Raw genomic sequence first — 26,181 nt, 5'->3', positions numbered from 1 at the left:
GCCCCGGCGTCCCCCGGCCCCCGGAGGCAGCGGTCCCGCTCCCTCCGGGGGCCGCTCGCGTGCGGCAGCCGCGGCCGAGAACGCGAGGCCGCGCTACCAGCGACCCCCGGCCACCGCCCCGACGTACGGCCCGCAGCACGCGACCGCCAGCGGAACGGCCGCGGTGAGCGCCCACCGGCTCCACACGGCGGCCCGCCGCTCGCGTTCCCAGCCGGCGACGATCGCCGCCGCCCCGACGGCCGCCGCGGCGCACGCGACCGGGTCCACGAGCAGGATCAGCCCGTACAGCGCGCCCAGCCACGCGTACCCCCAGCAACTCCTGAGGCCGCTCGGGCCGAGATAGCGGACCCGGCAGCGCACCGCCCCCGCGCGCGCGGCCGTCGCGGCCCAGACCCAGAAGGCCAGTCCCACGGCGAGCGTCGAGGGGTGACCGAGGTCGCCGGCGGCCGCCGTCCAGCCGAGGTGTCCGCGCCACACCAGGGCCATGGCGACCAGGCCCAGCGCCGCAGCCCAGGGACGGCCCGTCAGCACGCGCGCGAAGCGGCCGATGCCGGTCAGCAGCACCAGCAGGTTGAACGGGCCCGCCACCGCCGTGCGGCTCAGCGGGTCGTGCCAGTACGTGAGGGACATCGCCGTCCAGAGCACGACGCCGACGAACCGGTAGGGCGTCAGGGGCCAGGGGGTGCGGGCAGTGGGGCGCATGCCACGCGCCTTCCCTGTCACGGCGCGTTGTTCTCGGCGGCTAGGCCGCACGGGGGACGTCCGTGCGGGGTCAGCGGTGTTCCGCTCGTCGCGCCGAGCGGTCGACGGCCCTCGGGATCCGGACGACCCCTCCGTCCCCCCGGGCGCCGCCGTCACCGGCACCCGTCCCCGGGCCGGCACCCGACCCCGGGCCGTCACCGGCACTCGTCCCCGGGCCGTCACCGGCACTCGTCCCCGGGCCGTCACCGGCACCGGCCCCCGTTGCGGAGCCGTCACCCGCATCCGCACCCGTACCGGTGCCGCCGCTGACGGTCACCGTCGCCTCCGGCGGCTCGCCGAGCAGGAACCGCCGGACGACGCGCTCTGCGGCACGCCCGTCGTCGTACTCGCAGAACCGCTCCCGGAACACCGCGCGCAGCCGGGCCGACTCCTCGTCCCGCCAGGCGCCGGAGGTGAACGCCTTCGCCAGCTCCTCGTCGGACCGCGTGACGTGTCCCGGCGGCTCGGCGGTGATGTCGACGTAGGCGCCCCGGGTCGCCCGGTACGCCGCCCAGTCGTCGGCGTGGATCACGATCGGCCGGTCCAGGACCGCGTAGTCGAACATCAGTGCCGAATAGTCGGTGATCAGGGCGTCGGCGGCCAGCAGGACGTCCTCGACGTTCGGCTCGTCCGTGACGTCCGTCAGCGCGCCGCGCCGGTGCAGGTCGCGCAGGACCAGCGCCCGTTCGTGATGCCGGGCCAGGCTCGGGTGCAGCCGCACCAGCAGCCGGTGCCCGGGGCCGAGGGACGCGGTCAGCGCCTCCAGGTCGACCCGCCAGACGTGCCGTCCCCTGCGGTAGTCGCGCAGCGTCGGCGCGTAGAGGACGACCGTCTCGCGGACGTCGATGCCGAGCCGTTCGCGCAGCGCGGCCCCGCGCCCGGCCCCGCCGCTCACCAGGACGTCGTTGCGCGGGCTGCCGCTGCGCAGTGACGCGAAGTGGCAGGGGTAGGCGCGCTGCCAGACCTCCTCGGAGTGCCGGTTGGCGACCAGGCTGACATCCCACCGGTCACTGCGCCGGAGCATGCCCCGCACGTTCGTGCCGTGCCGGGACCCCGGACGGTCGAGGAGGTCCAGCGCCATGTGCTTCAGCGGCGTGCCGCGGTGCGTGTGCACATGCACCGAACCCGGCCGTTTGACCAGGTCGCCGGCCCAGTTGCAGTCGTTGAACCAGTGCGTGGCGCGCGCCATCACCCGGTAGTAGCGCCAGGACCCCGTCGTCACGCACTCGATGCCCGGCGGCACCCGGTCCAGCGCCTCGGGACGCACCACCCACACGCCCCGCACCCGCGGGGCGAGTTCCGTGGCCTTGGCGTGGATCGCCCGCGGGTCGCCGTTCACGGCGCGGCTGTGTCCGGCGGAGTACACGGCGAGCCGCGGGTCGAGCGGCAGCCGCAGCTGGAAGCGGTACCAGGACCGCTTGACGTGCCGGGCGATCAGGCCGCACAGCCGGCCGGCCGTGCGCGCGGCCGCCTTGCCGCCGCGTCGCCACAGGACGAGACCGAGGTGGACGCGGTGGTGGGGGGCGAGCGCCAGCAGCCGGATCTCGGCGCGGCGGCTGTCCGGCGGCGGCGTGAACCCGGGCGGCACGTGCCGCCGGTAGAAGGCCCGGATGTGCCGGTAGAACTCCTTGCGGTCGCCGCGCAGCACGCGTTCGGGGCGGGCCACGGCGAACAGCATGTGGTCCAGGGCCCGCTCGAACAGCAGCGGCCGCGCCCAGTCGAGGCCGGGCCGCTCGGCGAGGAACGCGAACAGGCCCTCGTACTGCTCGAAGATGTCGAAGTGCTTGCGCCCGGGGGTGCGGGTGATCGCGCCCTGCCGCCGCTGCCGGTACTCGACGCCCACCCGGTCCAGGCAGGCGATCCGCTCCGCGGTGACCATGCTCTGGTAGGTGACGGGCGCGTCCTCGTACAGCCCCGGCCGGTACTGGAAGCCGTGCCCGAGGAAGAAGTCCCGGCGGTAGGCCTTGTTCCAGGCGACCAGGAACAGCCGCAGGTACTCGGGGGAGCTGCGGATGTCGAAGGTGTCGGCGCCGGCCTGTTCGAGGAGGTCCGCCGCGTCGCTGCGGCCCGCGCGGCCCCACCAGTGGGTGCGTACGTGGTCGAAGACCAGGATGTCGGGGTCGCGGGTCGCGTCGAGCCGGTCGGCGACCGCCCGCAGCAGCCCGGGCGTGTAGCGGTCGTCGCTGTCGAGGAACAGGACGTAGTCGCCGGTGGCGTGCTGCAGGCCGGCGTTGCGGGCGCGGCCCAGGCCCACGTTCTCCGGCAGGTGGACGGCCTTGACGCGCGGGTCGCGCGCCGCGTACTCGTCGAGGATCGCGCCACAGCCGTCGGGCGAGCAGTCGTCGACGGCGATCACCTCGAGGTCGTCGAACGACTGGTCCAGCACGGAGTCGAGGCACTCGCGCAGGAATCCCTGCACCTTGAAGACGGGGACGATGACACTGAAGCGGGGCACGAAGTCAGCTCCTCGAAGAGGTCGGCACGGCGGCGGGCGCGGGCGTGCGCCGGGCGAGCGGAACGGCGGGCTCGATGCGCTCGGCCGGCTCCCCGAGCAGCACCCGGCGCACCACGCGCTCGGCGGCGCGTCCGTCGTCGAACTCGCAGAAGCGGGCGCGGAACCGGGCGCGCAGCTCGGCCGCCTCCGCCGAGGCCCAGCGGCCGGAGCGGAACACGTCGGCCAGCTCCTTCGGGGTGCGGGCGACCGGTCCGGGCGGGGAGCCCGGGAAGTCGAAGGTGACGCCGCGCGTCTCGCGGTACACGTCCCAGTCGTCGGCGTACACGACGACGGGCCGGTCGAGGTTGGCGTAGTCGAAGACGATCGACGAGTAGTCGGTGACGAGGGCGTCCGCCGCGAGACAGACGTCCTCGGACGAGCGGTGCGCCGTGACGTCGATGATCCGCCCGTCGCGCGGACGGGCCCGCTCGTCGTCGTGGAAGTAGTGGGCGCGCAGCAGGATCACGAAGTCGTCGCCGAGGGCGTCGCAGAGCGCCCCGAGGTCGAGCCGGGAGTCGGATCCGGCGTCGTGGTCGCGGTGGGTGGGCGCGTACAGGACCGCGGTGGCGCCCTCCGGGACGCCCAGCTGTCGGCGCACCCGGCGTACGTCGTCCGCGGACGCGGTGTAGTAGACGTCGTTGCGCGGATAGCCGTACTCGAGCATCTCGTAGGAGGACGGGAAGGACCGCTCCCACACCTCGGTGGAGAGCCGGTTCGAGCTGAGGTTGAAGTCCCAGCGGTCGATCCGGCCGAGGAGGCGCTCGAAGCTGCCGGTGGTGGCGGCGACCACCGGATGCTCGGCCTGCTCGACGCCCATCTTCTTCAGCGGTGTGCCGTGCTGCGTCGACAGGTGCACGCTGCCGGGGCGTTTGACGACCGCCCCCTCGAAGTTGGCGTTGTTGACGAGGTACTTGGCGCGGGCCAGCACCTGCCAGTAGCGGCGGCTGCCGATGACGGCGTGTTCGACGCCCTCCGGCAGGGTGTGCGCCCGGTCGGCCTCGACGAGGAACACCGAGCGGATGTGCGGGGCGAGTTCGGCGGCCTTGGCGTGGATCGCGGCCGGGTTGCAGGCGTAACCGCGGCCCCAGTAGGCGCAGTACACGGCCAGGCCGGGATCGATGCTGCGGCGCAGCTGGCGCCGGTAGTACAGGCGGGTGCGCAGGCCCCGCGCGCGCGGGATGCGCCGGAGAGCCGACGACGCCTTCCGGTTAGCGCCGCGCAGCGGCCGGAACGCCGTGTACGCCCCGGCCGCCAGTAGCCGGTGCTGCACCCCGAGGCTTCCGGCGGGCCTGCGGTGACCGGCCGGGCGGTGCCGCCGGTACAGCCGGCGCGCGCGGCGGAAGAAGGCCCGGCGGATGCGTCCCGGCAGCCGGGCCGGATGCGCGGCGGTCTTCAGGACGGCCGCGAAGAGCTGGTCGAACAGCGCCCCCGACCGGTCCTCGGACAGCCCCTGCTCGGCCGCCCGGGTCAGCACCAGAGCGGCCTGGTCCAGGAGTTCCAGGTGGTGCGCGCCCGGCCGGTTCAGCGGGTCGCCCTGACGCCGCAGCAGATGCCGTACGACGACCGACCGGCTCACGGCGACCCGGCCCGCGTGCACGCTGACGAGGCCGCCGAAGCCGACGTCCGTGAAGTGCCCGTCGGGGAAGGCGAGCCGGTGCTCGGCGAGGAAGGAGCGCCGGTAGAGCGTGCCCCACACCGGCAGATGCAGCCCGGTCAGCAGGGGGGCCTCGTCGGGGGCGAAGGCGCCGGCCGGAGTCCTCGCGGGCAGGGCGGCCGACGGCGCGTGCGGCCCGCCCTCCCACCAGTGGACGCGTTCGTGCTCGGCGTACAGGACGTCCACGTCGCCGGTCTCGGCAAGGCGCGCGTCCAGCGCGGCCAGGGCGCCGGGGGCGAGGGTGTCGTCGCCGTCGAGGAACAGCACGTACGCGCCGGTCGCCGCCCGCAGCCCGGCGTTGCGGACGCCGGCGGGGCCCGACGCGGGCGGCGCCTGCACGGGCGCCACCCGGCAGTCGCGCGCCGCGTACCGGACGGCGGTGCCCGCGGCCACGGCGTCGGGTGCGTCGGCGACCGGGATCAGCTCGAGATCGCCGAAGGACTGGGCGAGCACGGAGTCCAGCGCCAGGGACAGCCTGCCCTCCCCCAGCCGGGTATCCACTCGGCCGGGGGGACCCCCGTCGCCGTAGGACGGGACGATGATGCTGAAGCGGGGCATGCTGCTCTTTCTCCGTCTGCTCGGTGGGCTGCTCGGTGGGGCTGCTCGGTGAGGTGCCTGATGCTCAGGCCTTACGGACCCGGCCGGGGCGACCGGCCGGTCGCCAGGTGCGGGGCCGGGTCGGGGTCGGCCGCGACGAGCCGGTGGGCATGGGGGACTCCCGGGGGGCGAACGGTGGTCAGCGGCGTTCGGTGACGGCCGGCGGACCGGAGGGATGCGGCACCGTGGCGAGCGGCGCACGCCCCGACCCGGCCGGCGCCTCCGACGGCGCGGCGGACGGCGCCGGACGGCGCTCGGCGAGCGGCACGGCCGGCGGCACGGCCGTCTCGCCCAGCACCACCCGCCGTACGACGCGCTCGGCGGCCCGTCCGTCGTCGTGCGGGCAGAACCGCTCACGGAACGCGGCCCGCAGCTGCGCCGAGCGGGAGCCGCGCCAGTGCCCGGTGGTGAAGATGTCGACCAGTTCGTCCTCGCTGCGCGCGACCGCGCCCGGCGGGAAGGACCGCAGGTCGAAGTAGGTGCCGCGGGCCGCCTCGTACGCCTCCCAGTCGTCGGCGTGGATCACGATCGGGCGGTCCAGGTTGGCGTAGTCGAACATGAGGGACGAGTAGTCGGTGAGCAGGGCGTCCGACGCCAGGCAGAGGGACTCCACGCTGGGATGGTCGCTGACGTCGATGACGCCGGGCGTGCCGCGCTCGAGCGGGCTCTCCTGCCAGTAGTGGGCGCGGGCCAGGACGACGAAGCGCGGTCCCAGCCGGCGCATGACGCGTTCCAGGTCGAGGTGGCAGCGTTGGACGCGGCGGTAGTCGCGGTGGGTGGGCGCGTACAGCACGGCGACCGTGCCGCGCGGGATGCCCAGCGACTCGCGCAGCCGGGCCACGTCCGCCCCGGTCGCCCGCAGCAGGACGTCGTTGCGGGGATAGCCGTACTCGAGGGTCTCGTAGCGGCCCGGGTAGACCCGCTCCCAGGTCAGGGTGGTGTGACGGTTCGCCGACAGGACGTAGTCCCACTTGTCGACGCCACGCAGCAGCTCCGCGAAGTCCATGTCACGGGCGGCCGCCGGACGCTCCTGGAGGTCCAGGCCCATGTGCTTGAGGGGAGTGCCGTGCTGGGTCTGCACGAAGACCTGGCCGGGGCGCTTGACCAGCCGCCGGTCGAAGTTGACGTTGTTGACGAGGTACTTGGAGCGGGCCAGCGCCGTCCAGTACGCGGCCGTGCCGGGGCGCACCTGGCGCGGCCCCGGCGGGACGGCGCCCCGGTGCTCGGGGCGGGCCACCCACGCCGTGCGCACCTGCGGCGCGAAGGTGCGGAACGCGGCCTCCAGCGCACCCGGGTTGCAGCTGTGCCCGCGGCCCCAGTAGGCGGCGAACACGGCCCGGTCGGCGCGCAGCGGCAACCGCAGCTGCACCCGGTAATGGGCTTGCAGGACGGCCGCCTTCAGGGCGCGGGCGAGTTTCGACACGGCCTTGTGCGTGCGCCGGCGCACGGTCATGGACGCCTGGAGCGCCCGGTAGACGCGGTGCACGCCGAAGTGGACCAGGGTGTGCCGCAGCCGCGAGCGCAGCGGGAGGGGGGCGCCGGGGGTGCGGTAACGGCGGTAGTGGGCGCGGGCCTCGCGCAGGAACTCGGCGCGCGAGCCACGCGGCAGGCGGTCGCGCTTGGTGAACACCGTCGACAGATGGTCGATCATGCGGCGGAACAGCACCGGCCGCCAGTGGGCGAGTTCGGGGCGCCGCTCGAGGAACGCGAAGAGCCGGTCGTACTGTTCGAAGACGTCGAAGTGGCCCCGGCTGGTGGTGGACAGGATGTTGCCCCGGCGGCGCTGGCGGTAGTGCACGCAGACCCGGTCCAGTGTCGCGATCGACGTGGCGGCCAGCAGCGCCGGATACGTCCACGGGGTGTCCTCGTAGTAGCCGGGCGGGAAGACCAGGCCCTCGCGCTCGACGAACTCCCGCCGGTATGCCTTGTTCCAGGCCACCATCATCACCAGCAGCAGCCCCGGCCGGTCGGCCAGCCGGAACGGCGCCGGGCCCGCCTGGTCGAGCTGGTCGGCGAACTTGTTGCGGACCGACTCACCCGTCCAGTACGTGCTCGCGTAGTCGTAGACGAGGACGTCCGGCTCGTCCGTCTCCCGCAGCCGGTCGGTGATCGCGCGCAACGCGCCCGGGGTGAGCGTGTCGTCGGAGTCGAGGAACACCAGGTAGTCGCCGGTCGCCCGCTCCAGGCCCGCGTTGCGGGCCCGCCCCAGACCGACGTTCTCCGGCAGGTGCACGGCACGCACCCGCGAGTCCCGGGCCGCGAACTCGTCGATGATCTCGCCGCAGGCGTCCGGCGAGCAGTCGTCGACGGCGATCAGTTCGAGGTCGGCGCACGACTGGGACAGCACCGACTCGAGGCACTCGTGCAGGTACGCCTGAACCTTGTACGCGGGAACGATGACACTGAACCTGGGCAAGGGACATCCATGGGTCGGCGCGGGCGGTAGACAGGGCCTTGCCCGGAAACGGCCGATGGAGTGACGTGGTTACGGTTTCTGTGGCATACGGGGGAATTACGGGTGAACGGAGCAGGGCGGACCGGTGACACTGTCCGGTCCGCCCCGCCGCTCGCGGCTACTTGACCGCGCCCGCCATCACCCCCGACACGAACTGCCGCTGGAACGCGAAGAAGACGGCCAGCGGGATCACCATCGAGATGAACGCGCCGGGCGCCAGCACGTCGATGTTGTTGCCGAACTGCCGTACCTGGGTCTGCAGGGCGACCGTGATCGGCTGGCTGCCGGCGTCGCTGAACACCAGCGCGACCAGCATGTCGTTCCACACCCACAGGAACTGGAAGATCGCCAGTGACGCGATCGCCGGCCCGCCGAGCGGCATCACGACCCGTGCGAACAGCCGGAGTTCGCCCGCCCCGTCGAGACGGGCCGCCTCCAGCAGCTCGCGCGGGATCTCCGCGAAGAAGTTCCGCAGCAGGAACACCGCGAAGGGCAGCCCGAACCCGACGTGGAACAGCACCACGCCCATGATCGACCCGAACAGGCCGATCTTGCCGAACAGTTCGGCGATCGGGATCAGCGCCACCTGCACCGGCACCACCAGCAGCCCCACGACGCCCAGGAACCACCAGTCGCGGCCAGGGAACTCCATCCACGCGAACGCGTAGCCCGCGAGCGAGCCGATGACGACCACCAGGACCGTCGCCGGCACCGTGATCAGCGCGGTGTTGACGAGCGAGTCGGTGATGTCGCCGTTCTCCAGCAGCTTCTGATAGCTGTCGAAGGTCAGCTGGGAGGGCTTGGCGAACACCTCCCACCAGCCGCTGGCGCTCATGTCCTCGGGGGGCCGCAGCGAGGAGATCAGCAGCCCCACGGTCGGCACCAGCCAGAACAGGCCGACGACGATCAGGAAGGCGCGGACCAGCCCCCTGTTGAGCTTCTCCATCACCCAGGCGAGTCGCTTCGTCACCGCCGCACCTCCCGCCGCAGCCGCCGCACGTTGAACCACATCACCGGGATCACCAGCAGCAGCAGGAACACCGCGATCGCGCTGGCGACGCCGGGCTGGTCCTCGGAGAACCCCTTGCGGTACAGCTCCAGGGCGAGCACGTTCGCGTCGTCCTGCGAGGAGCCCGGGGCGATGATGAAGACCAGGTCGAACACCTTCAGCACGTTGATCATCAGGGTGACGGCGACCACCGCGAGGACCGGCGCGAGGAGCGGCACGGTGACCCTGCGGAACACCTGCCACTCGTTGGCGCCGTCCACGCGTGCGGCCTCCAGCAGCTCGCGCGGCACCCCCGCGAGACCCGCCGCGATCAGCACCATCGCGAAGCCCGCCCACATCCAGATGTACGACCCGATGATCGCCGGCGTGACCAGCGAGGGGCCCAGCCAGTCCAGGCCGTTGTACGCCTCCGTGAAGTTGCTCGCGGGGAGCCGCAGGAGAGCGCCGTCGGCCTCGGCGGGAAGCGTGAAGGTGCCGTCGTCGGCGGCCTTCGTCGACGCGACCACCTTGCCGTCCTTCACCGCCTCGATCCGCATCCCGGGGTAGCCCTGCTCGGACGGGTCGGGCGCACCGAGCGTGCCCACGCCCTTGCCGCGGGTGAAGTCCTGCCAGGCGGTGCCGGTGACCTTCCCCGGCTCGGCGGGCGCCGCCACGGCCCGCTTCGCGTCGCTCGGCATCTGGTCGGGGGCGACGCCGACCAGGGGAAGCGCGACCGGCTCGCCGGCCCGCACCGCCGACCTGGTGACGAAGCCACCGCCCTGCTGCGGCCGCAGCGGCGAGTCGCGGCCCGGGTGCGCCTTCGGGAACGCCGACGCCTCGGCGAACGTGTCGTGCACGCCCACCCACACCGCGTTGGCGACGCCCTTGTCCGGGTCCTGGTCGTAGACCAGCCGGAAGATGATGCCGGCGGCGAGCATCGAGATCGCCATCGGCATGAAGACGACCAGCTTGAACGCGGTGCCCCAGCGCACCCGTTCGGTCAGCACCGCGAAGATCAGACCGAGCGCGGTCGCGATCGTCGGCGCGAACACCACCCAGATGACGTTGTTCTTCAGGGCGGTGCGGATGCCGTCGTCCGTGAAGAGGGCCTTGTAGTTGTCGAATCCGGCGAGGCCGTCGCCGGACTGGTCGTAGAAACTGCGCACGACCGAGTACCCGATCGGGTAGACCACGAGCGCGCCGAGCAGCACGAGAGCGGGCAGCAGGAACAGCGCCGCCACGGCCTTGCGGGTGCCGGTCACGCTCCTGCGGAGACGAGGAGGGGCGGGGGCTCCCGGAGCCCCCGCCTTCGCGGGCGTCGTCACGCCGCGTCAGTTCCCGTACGCCGCGGCCGCGCCCGACTCCAGGGTCGCCTGGGTGCCGGCCACGTTCGTCGGGTTCTTCAGGAAGTCCTGCAACGCCTTCCACTCGCCCTTGCCGGGGGTGCCGCCGAAGGCCTGCGGGGCCTGGTCGGACATGTCGAAGCGGAAGTCGTCGCCGGCCGCGATCAGCGACTTGGCCATCTTCTGCTGCACCGCGTTCGGATACGCCGAATCCGGCACGTTCTTGTTCGGCGAGAGGTAGCCGCCCAGCTTCGCCTGGATGGTCGCCGCTTCCGGGGAGGCCAGGAAGGTCGCCAGCGCCTGGGCCGCCTCGGAGTCCTTCAGGATCACCGCCGCGTCACCGCCGGAGACCACCGGCGAGCTGTCGCCGACCGCCGGGAACGGGAACACCTTCGCGTCCGTGCCGACCTTCGCGCCGGCCTGCACGATGTTGACCTGCGCGAAGTCACCCTCGTAGACCATGCCCGCCTTGGGCTGGTCGCCGCCGGAGAACGTCTGCGTCACCGACGTCGGGAAGTCGGTCTGCAGCGCGCCGGCCGCGCCGCCGGCGACGTAGTCCTTCTTGCCCCACGCCTGCGCCAGCGTCGTCAGCGCGGCCTTCACGGACGGGTCCGTCCACTTGATCTCGTGCTTGGCCAGCTGGTCGTACTTCTCCGGGCCCGCCTGCGAGAGGTAGATGTTCTCGAACCAGTCGGTCAGGGTCCAGCCGTCGGCGCCGCCCACCGAGAACGGTGTGACACCGGAGTCGTACACCGTCTGCGCGGTGGTGAGCAGCTCGGCCCACGTCTTGGGCTCGGACGCCCCCGCGTTCTCGAAGACCTTGGCGTTGTACCAGATCAGCGACTTGTTGGCGGCCTTGTAGTAGACGCCGTACTGCTTGCCGCCGATCTTGCCGATGTCCTGCCAGCCCTGCGAGTAGTTCTTCTGCAGCTCCTTCAGCGCGGCCGCGCCCAGCGGCTTCGCCCACCCCTTGTCCACGGCCTGCTTGATGGCGCCCGGCTGCGGGAGCATCGCGACGTCCGGCGGCTGGCCGCCCGCGACCTTCGAACCCAGGAAGTTGATGATGGGGTCCTGGGCGGGCACGAAGGTGACCTTGGCGCCCGTCCGCTTCTCGAACTCCGCGAGGACCTTCTTGAAGTTGGCCTGTTCGGCGCCGGTCCAGACGGCGGCCACCTCCAGGCTCTTGCCGTCCAGCTTGGGAAGGCTGACGGAGGCGCCGCTCTCCTTCGGCGTCGCGCCGCCGTCGCTGCTCTTGTCGTCGTCGCTGCCGCAGGCGGTGAGCGAGAGCGCCAGGGCCCCCGCCAGGAGCGTGGCCGCCGCCCTCACGGTCCTGCGTGTCCGGATGGTGTTGCTCATACCGCGCATCACTGCCCCGTTCTTCGTTCGTCGTCGAACGTTGAGCGCTGTCCCGTGCCAACTGGTCTACGCCGGGTGCCGGGGGTCGGCAAGACCGCCCACGCTGTCAAGCGGGGATCGTGACCACGTCGTGATCGTGAGTGACTCCGGCGCGGCGGGCCCCCGGCGGCCGGGCCTCACACCCCCGACGGGCTGGACCGGGCGGTGTGCCGGCCGGCCGCCCTCTCCAGGGCGCTGGCCAGGAGCGCCAGGTCGGTGGGGCCGTTGCCCAGTTCCCGCACCGGTCTGCGGGTGGGCGGATCGCCCATGCGCCGCCAGTCCAGGGGACCACGGTGGGGCGCAGGGTCGCCGTGCGGGGGATACGACCGGTGACCCGGCCGCCCTGGAAGGGCGTCGTACGGCCGTCCGCGCACTGGAGGCGGCCGCGGCCCGGCGCCGGTTCGTCCGGGCCGGAGCCCGGCGCGTCGAGGGTGACGCGCACGGTGGCACGGCGGACCGGCTCGGACTGAGCGGTCCGGCCGCCGGGCCCGGTCGCGGCCACCAGGTGGACGCCGAGCCGCTCGCCCTCGCGGGCCACCGCCTCCAGCGCGCGCATCACAGAGCCGGCGGCGGGCCGGCCCGGGGAGCCCAGGGCGGGGGAGACGAGCGCGTCCAGATCGTCGACGACGACCACCAGGCGGGGCAGCGGGGGCGGCGTCTCGGCCCGCTGACGGGTGGCCGCGCCGGGACGCAGCCGGAGCGTCGCGCTGGGCGGGGTGTCCAGGTCGGCGGCGCCCGCGCCCGCGCCGGCCGGGGGTGTTCCCGGCGCGCGCTGGGGGACGATCCGGCCGGAGACCGCTCGGTGCGTGTGCCGCGTGTGCCACTCAGCGAAGTCGGAGCGGCCCAGCAGCTCGGCCCGCCGCTTCAGCTCGGCGCTCAGCGACTGCGCGAACTCCCGCATCCGGACCGGGTCGTTGGCGGTGAGGTGGGCGCTGACGTGCGGGACGTCCGTGCACACCCGCAGGCCGTCGCCGGCGCTGCCCTTGCCGACGGTGTCGCGGCCGTCCAGCAGGATCACTCCGAGCCGCTCGGGGCGCTCGGCGGCGGCCAGCGAGGCGACGAACGCCCGCAGCAGCTCCGTGCGCCCGCTGCCGCCCGGTCCCTCGATCAGCATGTGCGGGCCCTCGGCCACGAGGTCCACCCCGACCGGGCCGCGCGGGCCCGCGCCGAGCACGGCCCACACCCGTCCGCCGAGCGCACCGGTGTCGTCGGCGGCGTCCGCCCAGCGGGCCATCAGGGAGGCGGGCGTCGCCCGGGCGAGACCCAGTTCGTCCAGCAGCCGGGCCGACGGCGGCAGCGGCGCGGACACCCGCGGGTGCCGGTCGCCCGCTCCCGCGCCGTCCGGGCGCAGCGGCGCCAGCGCCCGCGCGAACCGTTCGGCCCAGGCGGCGGAGACCGCGTCCACCGCGCCGACCGTGCCCGGTCCCACCGGGCCGGGCCGCTCCGTGCGCGCCCCGGCCGGCGCGACCCGCAGCAGCCGCAGCGCCGTCGCCACGTCCCCGCTGAGCAGTGCGACGGCCCCGCACGCGCGGAACGTGGGCGCCGCCGCGCAGGCCGCCTCGTAGGTGTCGGTCACCGGTGAGGAGGGGGAGGCGGCGGGCGTCTCGGCCAGGCACACGACGTGTATCCCGGCGCGCGGACCGGCCGCCGCCAGCCGTGCCACCGCTTCCCGCAGATCGGCGCCGCCGGGGTCGCCGTCCACCACGACCACCGTGTACGGGCCGCGGAAGCCGCCGTCGGCCGACTCCTCCGGCACCGCCCACGAGGGACGGCGACCCGCGCTCCGGGGCGCCGGCACCGAGCCGGTCCCGCCGCCCCACGACCCGCCTGCGCCGTTCGGGCTACCGGGCCCGCTCGCGCCGACGGACCCGCCTGTTCCGCCCAGTCCCGTCCTGCCGGGCCCGCTCGCGCCGCCTACGCCGCTCGCGCCGCCTACGCCGCTCGCGCCGCCTACGCCGCTCGCGCCGCCTACGCCGCTCGCGCCGCCTACGCCGCTCGCGCCGCCTACGCCGCTCGCGCCGCCTACGCCGCTCGCGCCGCCTACGCCGCTCGCGCCGCGGGACCCGCCTGTTCCGCTCGCCCTCGCACCGCCGGACCCGCTCGCGGTGTCGGCGAGGGAGTCCTCCAGCCGGCGCAGGAGTTCGTCGGCGCGGGCCGTGGCCTGGTCGCGGTCGTAGGCGAGGAGCAGCCGGCAGTCCTGTCCGTGTCCGGGGCGCAGATGGGGCAGCCAGCCCAGCCAGGACCACTCGGCGCTGCGCTCCTCCTCGGAACGCGACCGGTCCGTGCTGATCAGGACGATCTCCAGGGCGTCGGGGGAGTGCAGCGCGGCGAGCTGGGCCAGCACCGCGCGCGCCAGCCCGGACAGCCGCGGGCGCGGCCCGGCCAGGCCGAGCGCGCCGACCTCGCGCAGCCCCGCCGTGACGGGCACGGCGGGCAGCAGCCCCGAGCCGTCGGGCGCCGCCCGGTCGGCCGTGCCGAGCCGCACGGTGAGCGCCTCCGGGTGCCCCGTTCCGCGCTCCCACAGACGGGGGCCGGGGCCCAGCGCCGTCAGCAGCAACGCCGCCGGGTCCGGCCAGGTCTCGGGCGCGGCGGGCACGGCGGCCGACGGCCGGTCCTCGGCCGTGGCCGTCGCCTCGTCGGGAGCGTCGGCGGCCGCCTCGTCCTGGCCGCCGCCGCGGCCTGCGGTCAGCCGCCGCGCCCAGGCGGAGAGCCCGCCGCGCCGGCGCACGCCCGCGGGGACGTCGGTACCGCGCAAGGGGGTGCCTTTACGGCCGGCGCCGGCGTGCCCGCCCTCCCCGGGGTCGCCTGGGCCGCCGGGGGTGTCACCGAGCGGAGAGAAGGAGCCGGCGGGTGTGCCGGAGCCGGAGTGGGGGGTCGCGGGGTGGGTGGTGTGCGGGCCGCGCGCGCCCTCGTCGTACGCGGCCGTGAACGACCCGAGGCCCGCGTGGCCGCCGTGGGTGGCGGCGGATCCCTCGCCCGTCGCGCGCGCGGGTCCGTCGCCGGCGGGCCGGTTCTCGATGCGCGGCGCGGCGCCCTGGCCCGGCACGACATGCGACGCGAGGGGGATGTCCCGGGCGCCCCGCAGCCGTTCGCCCCGGACGTCCCCAGAGGCGTTCCACTCCGCGGTGCCATAGGCGTGGCCGGTCTCACCGGACGGCCCGGCGGAATCGGCGGGTCCGGACGGCCCGGTGAGCCCGGACGGCCCGGTGGTCCCGGTGAGCCCGGACGATGTGGTCGGCCCCGCCGACCCCGCCGGTCCCACGTGCCCCGTAAGGCTCGTTCCCGAGGAGGCGTCCGGCCGGCCGAGCGGGCCGCCCTTGCCCGGTGTGCCGTCCGTCGATGCGCCGACCGGCGGTCGCCCGGCGGTGGGCTCGGCCGTGGACGCGGCCGCCGTGTCCCCGCAGGGCACCCGTACGTGCCCTTCGCCGTCCGGCGTCGTCGCCACCCGGGGGCCAGGGCCGCCGCGCGGGGCCAGCCGCAGGGCCGACTCGCCGACGCGCAGCAGGGCGCCGGGGTCGAGGCGCACGGGACGGGCCTGCACGCGCGTGCCGTCCAACGCGGTGCCGTTCGTCGAGCCGAGGTCGGCGACCGTGACCCGGCCGTCGGCCGAGAGCGTCACCGCGCAGTGCAGACGGGAGACGTCCGGATCGTCCAGCGGGATGTCGGCGTCGGCGGAGCGGCCCACCCGGACCTGGCCGCCATGCAGCAGATGAACCCCGCCGGCGTCGGGCCCGGCCACCACGTGCAGGCGGGCCGGGGCCTCGTCGACCTCGGGATGCGGCTCGGGGTCGGCCGGCGCGCCCAGGGACAGCACCGCGCCGTCGATCAGCGGGGGCTCGCCGAGCGTGCACCGCCGGCCGTCGAGCCGCTCCACGCCCGCGTACAGCACGACCACCGCGGCGGACGACGATGCGGACGAACCCTCCCCGCAGACGGCGGCGGCCAGCGCGGACGCCACCGCGGCCAGAGCCGTGCCGGCGGGAGCGGTGACCAGTACGTCGCAGCTCGCGGCCCGGGCCCGGACGTCGGCTGACGGGCCGGGCGGGCCCTGCGGGTCTACGACGGTCAGCCGGATCTGCATCGCCGTCAGCGGTCCCTTCTGCACGGGCGCGGGCTTCCCCCCACCCCACACGAGCACAGCGGCCAGTACTGCAGGCATCCTCGCACCTGTCACTGACAACGTGCCCACCCGCCGGGGACAAGTGATCTTGATTGGTCGGCTCTGCCCGCAAAAGTGCCGGACAAGTGTGCCGCCGATGATCAGTTGAGATCGGTCACGTCCGGCTCGGGCAACCAGGACGACCGGGCAAAACGTCTTTCCTTCGAAATGTGACGACCGCCCCGTGTCCGCATCGCGGCACTACAGTGGGTCGGAACACCGGCAGGACAGCCGAGCGGGACCGGGAAGTCCGGCGGATCGGCGGGACTGGCAGGACTGGCAAGCAGGCAAGCAAGCAGCAGGGAGCGCATGACGTGCGGCCGGTAGGCAGCAAGTACCTGCTCGAGGAGCCGCTCGGACGCGGCGCCACGGGCACCGTCTGGCGAGCCCGCCAGCGAGAGACCGCGGGCGCCGAGGCGGCCGTGGCCGGCCAGCCCGGGGAGACCGTCGCGATCAAGGTCCTCAAGGAGGAGCTCGCGAACGACCCCGACGTCGTGATGCGCTTCCTGCGGGAGCGGTCCGTGCTGCTGCGCCTGACCCACCCGAACATCGTCCGGGTCCGCGACCTGGTCGTCGAGGGCGACCTGCTGGCGCTGGTCATGGACCTCGTCGACGGCCCCGACCTGCACCGCTATCTGCGCGAGAACGGCCCCTTCACGCCCGTCGCCGCCGCCCTACTGACCGCGCAGGTCGCCGACGCGCTCGCCGCCAGCCACGCCGACGGCGTCGTGCACCGCGACCTGAAGCCCGCCAACGTCCTGCTGATGCAGAACGGCGGGCAGATGCACCCGCTGCTCACGGACTTCGGCATCGCGCGCCTCGCCGACTCTCCGGGTCTGACCCGGACCAGCGAATTCGTCGGCACGCCCGCGTACGTGGCCCCGGAGTCCGCTGAGGGCCGCCCGCAGACCTCCGCCGTCGACATCTACGGCGCCGGCATCCTGCTGTACGAGCTGGTCACCGGCCGTCCGCCGTTCTCCGGCGGCTCCGCGCTCGAGGTCCTGCACCAGCACCTGAACGCCGAGCCGCGCCGCCCTTCCACGGTCCCCGACCCGCTCTGGACGGTCATCGAGCGCTGCCTGCGCAAGAACCCCGACGACCGTCCGAGCGCCGAGAACCTCGCGCGCGGGCTGCGCATCGTCGCCGAGGGCATCGGCGTGCACGCCAACTCGCTGCAGATCGCCGCGGCGGAAGGCGTCGGCCATGTGCTCGCGCCCGACCCGGCGCCCGCCGCCGTGCCGGGCGGCGGCTACGACCCGAACGCCGCCACGAGCGTCCTGCCGCACACGAGCGGCCCGGCCGGCGCGGCCGATCCCACCGCCGTCCTGCCCCACACGGGCGGCCCGCAGGGCGCGGCCGACCCGACGGCCGTCCTGCCGCCGGTGCCGTCGGACCAGTACGGCGGGCCGGCGCAGCCGCCCGAGCAGCCGCACCCCTGGCAGACCCAGATGCAGGGCGCCCGCGACCGCAACGAGCAGACGCAGGTCCAGCAGTACCTCGACCCCGGCGAGGACCCGCTGCGCCGCCGCCCCCAGCGGCAGGTCTCCCGCCAGCCGCAGCAGCCGCCGCAGCCCTACCAGCAGCAGCGGCCCCCGCAGCATCAGCAGCAGCGGCCTCCGCAGCGCCCGCAGCCGCAGGCCGGCTACGGGTACCCGGGGCAGCCGCCGCAGCAACAGCAGCAGCAGTACGCGCCGCCCCAGCAGCCTCAGCAGCAGCCCCAGCGGTACGCGCCGGCGCCGACCCCCCAGCAGCAGCCGCGGCAGCGGCCGCAGGCCGAGCCCCGGCCGCCGCGCGAGCCGCGTCAGCGCGGCGCCAACCCGATGAAGATCCCCGGGCTGGGCTGCCTGAAGGGCTGCCTGTTCACGATCGTCATCCTGTTCGTGGCCGGCTGGCTGGTCTGGGAGCTGACCCCGCTGCAGGACTGGATCGGCACAGGGCAGAGCTACTGGAAGCTGATCAGCGGCTGGTTCGACGACATCACCGGCTGGATCGGCGAGCTGGGCTCGAGCTCCGGCGGCAGCGGAACCGGCTGACCGGTCCAACGGCTCCGCTCCGACCGTGAGTCTGTGGACTTGTCGACATCTGGCGGGTGATTTCCGTCTCCGCGGTGAAGGTTGGCTCCCAGGACGCGTACTTTGATGGGCAACACGCGTCTGTAGGAGCAGCCTTGGCACGGAAGATCGGCAGCCGGTACACCGCCCACCAGATCCTGGGACGGGGCAGCGCCGGCACGGTGTGGCTGGGCGAGGGACCGGAGGGCCCCGTCGCCGTCAAGCTGCTGCGCGAGGACCTCGCCTCCGACGAGGAGCTCGTGGGGCGCTTCGTGCAGGAGCGCACCGCGCTGCTCGGCCTGGAGCACCCGCATGTGGTGTCCGTCCGCGATCTCGTGGTCGACGGCAACGACCTGGCGCTCGTCATGGACCTGGTCCGCGGCACCGACCTGCGCACCCGCCTCGAGCGTGAGCGCAGACTCGCGCCGGAGGCCGCCGTGGCGATCGTGGCGGACGTCGCCGAAGGCCTGGCCGCCGCCCATGCGGCCGGGGTCGTGCACCGCGACGTCAAACCGGAGAACGTGCTCCTCGACATGCAGGGCCCGCTCGGCCCCGGCGGCTCGCACCGTGCGCTGCTGACCGACTTCGGCGTCGCGAAACTGATCGACACCCCCAAACGGACCCGCGCCACCAAGATCATCGGCACGCCGGACTACCTGGCGCCGGAGATCGTGGAGGGCCTGCCGCCGCGCGCCTCCGTCGACATCTACGCGCTGGCGACGGTGCTCTACGAGCTGCTGGCGGGCTTCACCCCGTTCGGCGGCGGCCACCCGGGCGCGGTGCTGCGTCGGCACGTGACGGAGTCCGTCGCCCCGCTCCCCGGCATCCCGGACGAGTTGTGGCAGCTGATCGTGCAGTGCCTGGCGAAGGCGCCGGCGTCCCGGCTGCGGGCGTCCGAGCTGGCCGCCCGGCTGCGCGAGCAGCTGCCGTCGCTGGCCGGGATGCCGCCGCTGGACGTGGACGAGCCGGACACCGAGCCCGAGGGCGGCGAGCCGGCCGAGACCACGCCTGCCGCGTCCGCCGCGCCGGCCTCCGCCCGGCGGGAGCGGCGGGGCTCGGTCCCGCTGGTGCCGGGCGCGAAGCCGGACTCCAACCGGGACACCCACACCTCCATGCGGGTGCCCGCGCCGGACGAGCTGGCGGGCGGGGCGCACGGCACGGCGCGGGTGCCGAGGGCCGCCGGGGCGCCGCGCCCCGGCTCGGCACGGAACCGTTCCGCCACCCGGCGCCGGCGCGTCACGCTGAGCGTGGCGGCGGCCGCACTGGTCGCGGCGGCCGGGATCGGAACGTGGGCGGCCACCTCCGGGAACGACGCGGGAGCGACCCCGCAGGACACGAAGAGCACCTCACCAACGGCTACGCCGTAGGGGGATTCCCGAAGCGCCTGAATGCCGAACGGCGGAGGCGAATTCGTTGGATCTCCCTGGCGCGTGAATGGGAGGCGGACAGATGTGCCGCGCCGTCCGCGCCGGTCTACTCGGCCCTGCTGTTTGCGTGTCGGCGCCTCGCGGTCGGTGGGCACGTCCGGATGGTTCGAAACGGGAGTGTCGCACTGATCTGGCGCGGCTCACGCCAATGGGCTCCGTGCCGTCTGTACTGCAACCTCAGCGGCGCACGGCACTCTTGGTGGAGCAGGGGGCGCTGCGCTTGGTGATGGTGTCTTGACGGGAGGTAACTGAGGGGCTTTGGATGTGAGGAACTTGTGGATCACGTGAATACGGGGGCGTGTCAGTGCAGTTTGAGCGGGGCAGCAGAGGTTCGAAATGTCATGCTCATGCCTCATGGAGGGGATTCGGCGCGGTATCCGCCGCTTGCGCTGCCCTGCTGGCGGTTCTCGTCGCGCCCGTTCAGGAGGCGTCTGCTTCTCCCTTTGCGGTTACAGCCAGCCCTTCCCTCGAGGGGCGGCAGGCGTTGGCAAAGGCCGAAAAGGTGGGTCGGCAGGTCGAGGTGATGGGGGAGCGTTCAGAGCGGACCACCGTCTATGCCAATCCTGATGGCCTTACCTTCACGTTGCAGGAGTCGGCGGTTCCGGTGCGCGTGGCTAAGCCGGGAGGAGGTTGGAAAGCGCCAGATGCAACGCTGGTCAAACGTTCCGACGGCTTGGTGGAGCCCAAGGCGGCCGCTGTGGGCATACTCTTTTCAGGTGGGGGCGCGGAGGCGCCGCTCGCCCGGATCGAGGATGAAGGAAAGTCGATGGAACTGCGGTGGTCCGGGGCGCTTCCGGAGCCGCAGATCGAGGGGACCAGCGCTCTGTACGCGGGAGTGCTGCCGGGCGTGGACCTGAGAGTGAATACGACGCCGGAGAGCTTCCAACCGGTATTTGTGGTCAAGACCGCCGAAGCAGCGGCGAACGCGAAGCTGAGAAAACTCACGTTCGGGCTCAAGACGGTGGGCTTGGATGTGCGCGAAGGAGCATCCGGCAACCTTGCGGCCGTGGACGACAGTGGCCGTACGGTGTTCAAAGCGCCTCCGGCCCAGATGTGGGACTCGGCAGGCGTGGCCTCCGGGACGCAGACGCAGTTGACGACGGTCGAACGGTCCGGGATTAATGAGGCGCAGTCGACTGCGCAGTCGGAGACGACGCCATCGGGTTCCGGATCGGAGCCGGGTCAGGGCGACACCGTGACCCGAATGGAAGTCACGGTCACCAAAGACTCGCTGTCGGTGACTCCGGACGCGGAGATGCTCACGAAATCCAAGGCGTCTGTTTTCCCTCTATTCATAGACCCGACTATCACGTGGGGCGAGTCGGAGCGCACACTACTGCGCAGCGACGGCTACGAGTCGTACGGTTGGGGAAATGGCGACGACGACCGTGGAAAAGGCGTCGGTAAGTGCGGCACCTGGGCTGGCTACTACTGTGGTCCCGGCTATACGCAGCGCCTGTACTTCGAGTTCTCGCCTGCCAGTTTGAAGGGCAAGAAAGTTCTGGACGCCACGTTTCGGGTGACGGAGCCCTGGGCGTTCCAGTGTGATCCACGTTGGGTTGACCTGGTTCGCACGAACAACATCTCGTCCTCCACCACGTGGTCGACACGGCCGGCGGAGCTGGACCTCATGGTGGACCGCTATATCTCAGCTGGGCGTGGTTCGCTGTGCGCCCCGGATTCGCCGGACGCCCCCATCGAGTTCAATGACAGCGCGGAGGAGAAGGACGAGAACTTGACGCCAACGGTGAGCAACTTCGCTGCGGGCAAGTTCTCTATGCTCACGCTCGAGGTCCGGGCGCACGACGAGTCTGACGCCTCGGCGTGGAAGCGGTTCAAGAACGATGCCGTAATCGCAGTGAAGTACGTGGGGCTGCCGGCAACGCCCACCGAGGTCGGTGTAGTCACAGGTTCTTCCTATGTGTGCTCGAGCAGCTCGGCATCTCCGAGTATGGTGTCCGATCCGACGCCGCTGGTACAGGGCAAGCCAAGGACTGCCTCCGGCGGTTCGGTCGGCGCAAGTCTCCGAATCCGGTGGCGGACGGAGAAGTACAGCGGTACGACTTGGACTGTCGCCCATACGGACATCGACGGTCCGACCTCCGGCTATGTCGGGGACTCGGTAAAGCAGTCGAGGAGCCTGCCGGCGCTACAGGAAGGCGTTCTCTACCGTTTGATGGCCGTGACCCTCTCGCATTACGAAGATGGCAGTAACCGCCTGAATTCCGTTTATAGTACACCCTGTTATTTTAAAGTTGATCCGACCGCGCCCAAGGCGCCGCTGGTGACCATCGGTTCCCCATATGCGGAGTGCACGACGAACGCCTGTGCGGGCCGGGGTGGGCCAGGCGTGAAGGGCACATTCACGTTCGCGCCTGCGCCGGGGGAGACGAACATCGCCGGCTACCAGTACAGGCTGTCCGGTACGGAGGCGTGGTCGGCCGACCTGGTGGGCTTGACCAGGTCGGTCGCTATCACGCCAGAGAGGGGAGGCCTGGCCACGCTGTATGTGCGAGCCAAAGACAGCGTCGGCACCGGCCGCTACGGCGCGGAGACGGCGGTCGATTTCCTGGTGAGTGCGGGCGAGGGGCCCGTAGGACGGTGGCATTTCGGGGAGACGAGCGGTGCTGCGTTGGACTCGGCGACATCCGACGGTGAGGACAACGCCACGCTGGCAGGCGGCGCGGTGCGGGACGACAGGGGGCGCCGTGGGGTGATCACGAGAGACTCCACTGGCCTTCCGCTGGAGACGCCGGTCACTGATGCGGGCTTGTCCTTGAACGGGTCCACTGCCTACGCCCAGACGAGCGCCCCGGTTCTCGAGACCCGCTCGGCCTTCACCCTTTCCGCTTGGGTGCGGTTGGAACGCGACGACCGCGACGCCGCAGTGCTCTCGACAAGGGACGGCGTCAGTAGCCCGTTCCTCCTGGAGTACGAGGCACGTAACAAGACCTGGTGCTTCGGCATCCGGCAGCCGGGAGCCACCGATATGTACACGGGCCAGTACGCGGTCTACCCGGCGCAGTTCGGCGTGTGGACGCATTTGGCCAGCACCTACGATCCGGCGACGGGCAAGCTGATGCTCTACGTGGACGGCCGACAGCAGTACCAGGGCCAGAGCGTGGCGGGCTCGTACCCGTCGACCGCTCCACTGAGTTTCGGACGGCACGAGTTCAGCACGGGCCCCGGGTATTATTTCCAGGGATCGATCGACGAAGTCGCTGTCTGGCAGCGTGCGCTGACTGCGCGAGAGATTGCTGACGAGGCCCGACTGCTGGTGGCGGGTGACACATTCACCGGCGTCGAACTGGTAGCGGACTGGAACGCCGAACGCGCCACGGGCACGACTATCCCCGACAGCACCTCTGGCTACGGCAAGAGTTTGGCCCTGACGTCTGGTACAACGCTGGGGGAGGGCGCCGCGATGTTCGACGGGGTCGACGACTCGGCGACCACGGCGGGCCCGGTGGTGAACGAGCATGGTGCGTTCACGGTGACGACCCTGGTGCAACTGGATGCTGCGAAGATCCTGGCCAAGGATGTCGGTTACGTTGGGCAAGTTCTGGGGCAGCGCACGGCGGACGGGTCCTCGTGGGGCTTTTTCTACCAGCTGACCGGCAAGCAGACGGTATGGGATGAAGAGGCTCTGGAGGAGCGGACCGTTCCCGTCGGATATTGGCACTTCGGGCGTCTCAACGATGACGGCAGCTTCTCATCCGTTGTCTCCGACGACGCTGCCGAGTTGGGCAGCCCGGTGCGGTTGACCGGCATGTACGACTCCCTGGAGGGGACTGTCGGTCTCTACCTCGGGCACAACCAGAACGGCAGTGCACGATCCTTCACGGTCAAGCTCGGTAGCGGCGATTTCACGATCGGTAAGGGCTTCACCGCCGGCGCTTGGAAGCACTACCTGCCTGGTCGAATATGGGAAGTGCGGCTGTGGGCCGGCGCCATGGCCAGTAGCGCGCAAGTCGATGAGAGCGTCGGCGACTGAAAGAGATCGGGGGGAGCAAGGCTGCCCCCGTTATGTTCTTCGCGGTCCTGCAAGAGGGCCGCTGGCCTCCGGGCCCGGCATGACTGTGTCCCCCTGTCGAAGGCATGACCTGGGGGGTGGTGTCACCGGGCTCGGGAGGTGCCGTCGGAGACGCTGATGAGAGGTCCGGCCACCGCCCGGTCCGGCGCAACGCCGGACAGTCGCGGGCGGCAGGTCTGCATAACGTGGATGCGCGCGTACGACACCACCGCCGAGGCCGGCACGTACAACTCCCCTGGAAGGGCGCGATGTTCGACACCGAAGACGTTGGCGTGTTCCTCGGCCTGGACGTCGGCAAGAGCTCACATCACGGCCACGGGCTGACTCCGGCCGGCAAGAAGGTCTTCGACAAGCAGCTGCCCAACAGCGAGCCGAAACTGCGGGCGGTGTTCGACAAACTGGCCGCGAAGTTCGGCACCGTCCTGGTGATCGTGGACCAGCCCGCATCCATCGGAGCCCTCCCGCTCACGGTCGCCCGGGACACGGGCTGCCAGGTCGCCTACCTGCCCGGACTCGCGATGCGGCGGATCGCCGACCTGTATCCGGGCGAGGCCAAGACCGACGCGAAGGACGCCACGGTCATCGCGGATGCGGCCCGCACCATGCCGCACACCCTGCGCTCGCTGGAACTCACCGACGAGATCACCGCCGAACTGACCGTGCTCGTCGGCTTCGACCAGGACCTCGCGGCCGAGGCCACCCGCACGTCCAACCGGATACGCGGCCTGCTCACCCAGTTCCACCCGTCGCTGGAGCGCGTTCTGGGCCCCCGCCTCGACCACCAGGCCGTCACCTGGCTGCTGGAGCGCTACGGCTCCCCCGCCGCACTGCGAAAGGCCGGCCGCCGCAGGCTCGTCGAGCTCATCCGGCCCAAAGCCCCGCGCATGGCCCAGCGGCTGATCGACGATGTCTTCGAGGCGTTGGACGAGCAGACCGTCGTGGTCCCGGGGACCGGCACCCTCGACATCGTCGTGCCCTCCCTGGCCCGCTCGCTCGCCGCTGTCCACGAACAGCGCCGGGCCCTGGAAGCCCAGATCAACGCCCTGCTGGAGGCCCACCCTCTTTCCCCGGTCCTGACGTCGATGCCCGGCGTCGGCGTCAGGACCGCCGCCGTCCTGCTGGTCACCGTCGGCGACGGCACCAGCTTCCCCACCGCCGCCCACCTGGCCTCCTACGCCGGACTCGCCCCGACCACAAAGTCCTCGGGGACCTCGATCCACGGCGAACACGCACCCCGAGGCGGCAACCGCCAGCTCAAACGCGCCATGTTCCTCTCCGCCTTCGCCTGCATGAACGCCGATCCCGCCTCCCGCGCCTACTACGACAAGCAACGAACCCGCGGCAAAACCCACACCCAAGCCCTCCTCCGCCTCGCCCGCCAACGCATCAGCGTCCTGTTCGCCATGCTCCGAGACGGCACCTTCTACGAAGCCCGCACACCCGCGGACGTCGAGCTCGCCGCATGACCCCAGCAAGACCGAATCACCCCAAACCCGACAAGGGTGCTTTGACGAAGAACATAGAGGCACCCCCCCGAGAATCGAAGGCATGCGTTAGCGGCCTGCGTACGGCCAGTGTCTCGACATTCTCTGGCGTGCCCATCTCAAGAACGTGGAGCGCGGTGTCGTGCCACTCTGCCCTTGCCATGGTTGCTCACTTTGCCGCTCGTCGTGTATCGCGAACGTGATCGGGGTTGGATGAGGTCACTGTATCGACGGCTTGAGACCGCGTTTGAGATCTGCGGCATGGGACGATCGATATGTGACTCGACTGGTAGACCGTGGCCGCTTTTTGGAAGAGCTTGAGCGCGACTGTTGGCCGGCCCCGCTGATGCAAGTCGCCTCGTTGCGACGGTGCATGACCTGCGGCGTCGGCCGATCGGCCAGCTGACCGTTGAGGACATGCGTCTGCTGATCGGGTAGAACGTGGGACTCGACTATCTGCTGCCGCTTGCGCTGGAGGTCCTGCGCGACGATCCGATGGCCGAGGGCGACATGTACGAGGGCGATCTGCTGTCCGTGGTCGTCACCAGAAGTCCAGCGGTCTGGAACGAGTGGCGCGAGCCCGGCCAGGAGCTGGGCGTGATCGTCTCGGGGCTGACCGATTTGCCGCCGTCCTTGACGCAGGAGGCCGGGAGATTTCTGGCCCTATAGGTCTTCGGCGCGGGCCGGCGTGAGCGCTCGGTTCGGCGTTGCGGCCCTTCACTTCACGGACCTTTCCGCGCAGGGCGTCATGGATGCGTTCGACCGTTCCATCGTCGTGCCACCACGTGAAGTACCAGTACACCGTCGGCCACGGCGCGAAGTCCTTCGGCAGCTGTCGCCAGGCACACCCGGTCCGCACCACATAGAAGATCGCATCCACGATCCGCCGCCGCGGATGCTTCTCCCGCCGTCCGCCCTTCGGCCCCACCCGCGCCGGCGACAGCAGCGGCTCCCCCAACGCCCACTGCTCGTCCGTCAAGTCCGACGGATACCCACCCCCAGTACCACTCACGGCATGCTCAACGACCACTCCAGCAACCGGGCACGGCAGATCGCAAACACGGTCTGAGATCCGCTTGGCGATGTTTCTGCGGACAGCGCTGACCGATGCGGGCGTGTTTTTCAGTCGGGCTGGATGTCAGCTTGCGCGGTGGCAGCCCGATTAATAGATTGCCCCGACGTTACAGTACGGGCGAAAGGATTCCGTCAATTCGTCGATAATTCTTAGGTTCGCATTTTTTGTTGTGCTTCTGGGGTGGAGACTGGGATTGAATGGATCGGACAAGAGGGCTGCGAGGGGTGACGCGGTTCGTCACGGCTACCGGCAGGCAGCCTTATTCGACTATTCAGGTTTGAAGAG

Annotated in this window: 13 protein-coding genes and 1 pseudogene; 5 read left to right on the top strand and 9 right to left on the bottom strand. The window is 71.9% G+C overall.

The annotated features are described in order from the left end of the window. Positions 1 to 93 precede the first annotated feature (93 nt). The 8 genes from QA802_RS16950 to QA802_RS16915 all read right to left on the bottom strand — a co-directional run bounded on the left by QA802_RS16950 (position 94) and on the right by QA802_RS16915 (position 15,748). Positions 94 to 702 carry a hypothetical protein gene (locus QA802_RS16950; protein WP_334523198.1) on the bottom strand — a complete coding sequence of 203 codons (609 nt, stop codon included), beginning with the start codon at positions 700 to 702 and terminating at the stop codon, positions 94 to 96. A 70-nt stretch (positions 703 to 772) separates the two neighbouring features. Then, positions 773 to 3,196 carry a bifunctional glycosyltransferase/CDP-glycerol:glycerophosphate glycerophosphotransferase gene (locus tag QA802_RS16945; RefSeq protein ID WP_334523195.1) on the bottom strand — a complete coding sequence of 808 codons (2,424 nt, stop codon included), beginning with the start codon at positions 3,194 to 3,196 and terminating at the stop codon, positions 773 to 775. A gap of 4 nt (positions 3,197 to 3,200) precedes the next feature. Beyond that, a complete protein-coding gene (locus tag QA802_RS16940; RefSeq protein WP_334523192.1) occupies positions 3,201 to 5,447 on the bottom strand; it encodes a bifunctional glycosyltransferase/CDP-glycerol:glycerophosphate glycerophosphotransferase in 2,247 nt (748 codons plus the stop codon). A gap of 178 nt (positions 5,448 to 5,625) precedes the next feature. Then, positions 5,626 to 7,902, bottom strand: a complete 2,277-nt coding sequence (locus tag QA802_RS16935) for a bifunctional glycosyltransferase/CDP-glycerol:glycerophosphate glycerophosphotransferase (RefSeq protein WP_334523189.1) — start codon at positions 7,900 to 7,902, stop codon at positions 5,626 to 5,628. 157 nt (positions 7,903 to 8,059) lie between these two features. Next, positions 8,060 to 8,887, bottom strand: coding sequence for a carbohydrate ABC transporter permease (locus tag QA802_RS16930; protein ID WP_334534701.1), 828 nt, complete (start codon positions 8,885 to 8,887; stop codon positions 8,060 to 8,062). A 20-nt stretch (positions 8,888 to 8,907) separates the two neighbouring features. Continuing rightward, a complete protein-coding gene (locus QA802_RS16925; RefSeq protein ID WP_334523186.1) occupies positions 8,908 to 10,191 on the bottom strand; it encodes a carbohydrate ABC transporter permease in 1,284 nt (427 codons plus the stop codon). 69 nt (positions 10,192 to 10,260) lie between these two features. Then, positions 10,261 to 11,637 carry an ABC transporter substrate-binding protein gene (locus tag QA802_RS16920; protein WP_334523181.1) on the bottom strand — a complete coding sequence of 459 codons (1,377 nt, stop codon included), beginning with the start codon at positions 11,635 to 11,637 and terminating at the stop codon, positions 10,261 to 10,263. 97 nt (positions 11,638 to 11,734) lie between these two features. Continuing rightward, on the bottom strand, positions 11,735 to 15,748 hold the full coding sequence (locus tag QA802_RS16915; protein ID WP_334534699.1) for an FHA domain-containing protein: 4,014 nt from the start codon (positions 15,746 to 15,748) through the stop codon (positions 11,735 to 11,737). Between the two features lie 392 nt (positions 15,749 to 16,140). Between QA802_RS16915 and QA802_RS16910 the strand changes: the two genes are divergently transcribed. From QA802_RS16910 to QA802_RS41595, 5 genes and pseudogenes are all read left to right on the top strand, one after another. Continuing rightward, positions 16,141 to 17,859, top strand: a complete 1,719-nt coding sequence (locus QA802_RS16910) for a serine/threonine-protein kinase (RefSeq protein ID WP_334523178.1) — start codon at positions 16,141 to 16,143, stop codon at positions 17,857 to 17,859. A 134-nt stretch (positions 17,860 to 17,993) separates the two neighbouring features. After that, positions 17,994 to 19,244 carry a serine/threonine-protein kinase gene (locus QA802_RS16905; RefSeq protein ID WP_334523175.1) on the top strand — a complete coding sequence of 417 codons (1,251 nt, stop codon included), beginning with the start codon at positions 17,994 to 17,996 and terminating at the stop codon, positions 19,242 to 19,244. A gap of 544 nt (positions 19,245 to 19,788) precedes the next feature. Next, on the top strand, positions 19,789 to 23,298 hold the full coding sequence (locus QA802_RS16900; RefSeq protein ID WP_443042131.1) for a laminin G domain-containing protein: 3,510 nt from the start codon (positions 19,789 to 19,791) through the stop codon (positions 23,296 to 23,298). A gap of 287 nt (positions 23,299 to 23,585) precedes the next feature. Then, positions 23,586 to 24,803: an IS110 family RNA-guided transposase gene (locus QA802_RS16895; protein WP_334523172.1), complete on the top strand. Its 1,218-nt coding sequence runs from the start codon at positions 23,586 to 23,588 to the stop codon at positions 24,801 to 24,803. Positions 24,804 to 25,190: 387 nt separating this feature from the next. Next, a pseudogene (locus tag QA802_RS41595) lies at positions 25,191 to 25,352 on the top strand (contact-dependent growth inhibition system immunity protein); the annotation flags it as partial. 10 nt (positions 25,353 to 25,362) lie between these two features. Here the strand turns inward: QA802_RS41595 and QA802_RS41590 are convergent. Next, the gene (locus QA802_RS41590) at positions 25,363 to 25,833 is read right to left on the bottom strand and encodes a transposase (RefSeq protein ID WP_443042282.1); all 471 of its coding nucleotides are present in this window, start codon (positions 25,831 to 25,833) and stop codon (positions 25,363 to 25,365) included. Positions 25,834 to 26,181: the final 348 nt, after the last annotated feature.

The organism is Streptomyces sp. B21-105 (genome assembly GCF_036898465.1).
Classification (GTDB): domain Bacteria; phylum Actinomycetota; class Actinomycetes; order Streptomycetales; family Streptomycetaceae; genus Streptomyces.
The sequence above is the reverse complement of the archived record's forward strand: the minus strand, read 5'-3'. Positions and strand labels throughout refer to the sequence as shown.

Bases quoted from the DNA above. Each gene is read 5' to 3' on its own strand.
- QA802_RS16950 (WP_334523198.1), bottom strand. From the start codon at position 702: ATGCGCCCCACTGCCCGCACCCCCTGGCCCCTGACGCCCTACCGGTTC.
- QA802_RS16940 (WP_334523192.1), bottom strand. From the start codon at position 5,447: ATGCCCCGCTTCAGCATCATCGTCCCGTCCTACGGCGACGGGGGTCCC.
- QA802_RS16930 (WP_334534701.1), bottom strand. From the start codon at position 8,887: ATGGAGAAGCTCAACAGGGGGCTGGTCCGCGCCTTCCTGATCGTCGTC.
- QA802_RS16920 (WP_334523181.1), bottom strand. From the start codon at position 11,637: ATGCGCGGTATGAGCAACACCATCCGGACACGCAGGACCGTGAGGGCG.
- QA802_RS16915 (WP_334534699.1), bottom strand. From the start codon at position 15,748: ATGCAGATCCGGCTGACCGTCGTAGACCCGCAGGGCCCGCCCGGCCCG.
- QA802_RS16895 (WP_334523172.1), top strand. From the start codon at position 23,586: ATGTTCGACACCGAAGACGTTGGCGTGTTCCTCGGCCTGGACGTCGGC.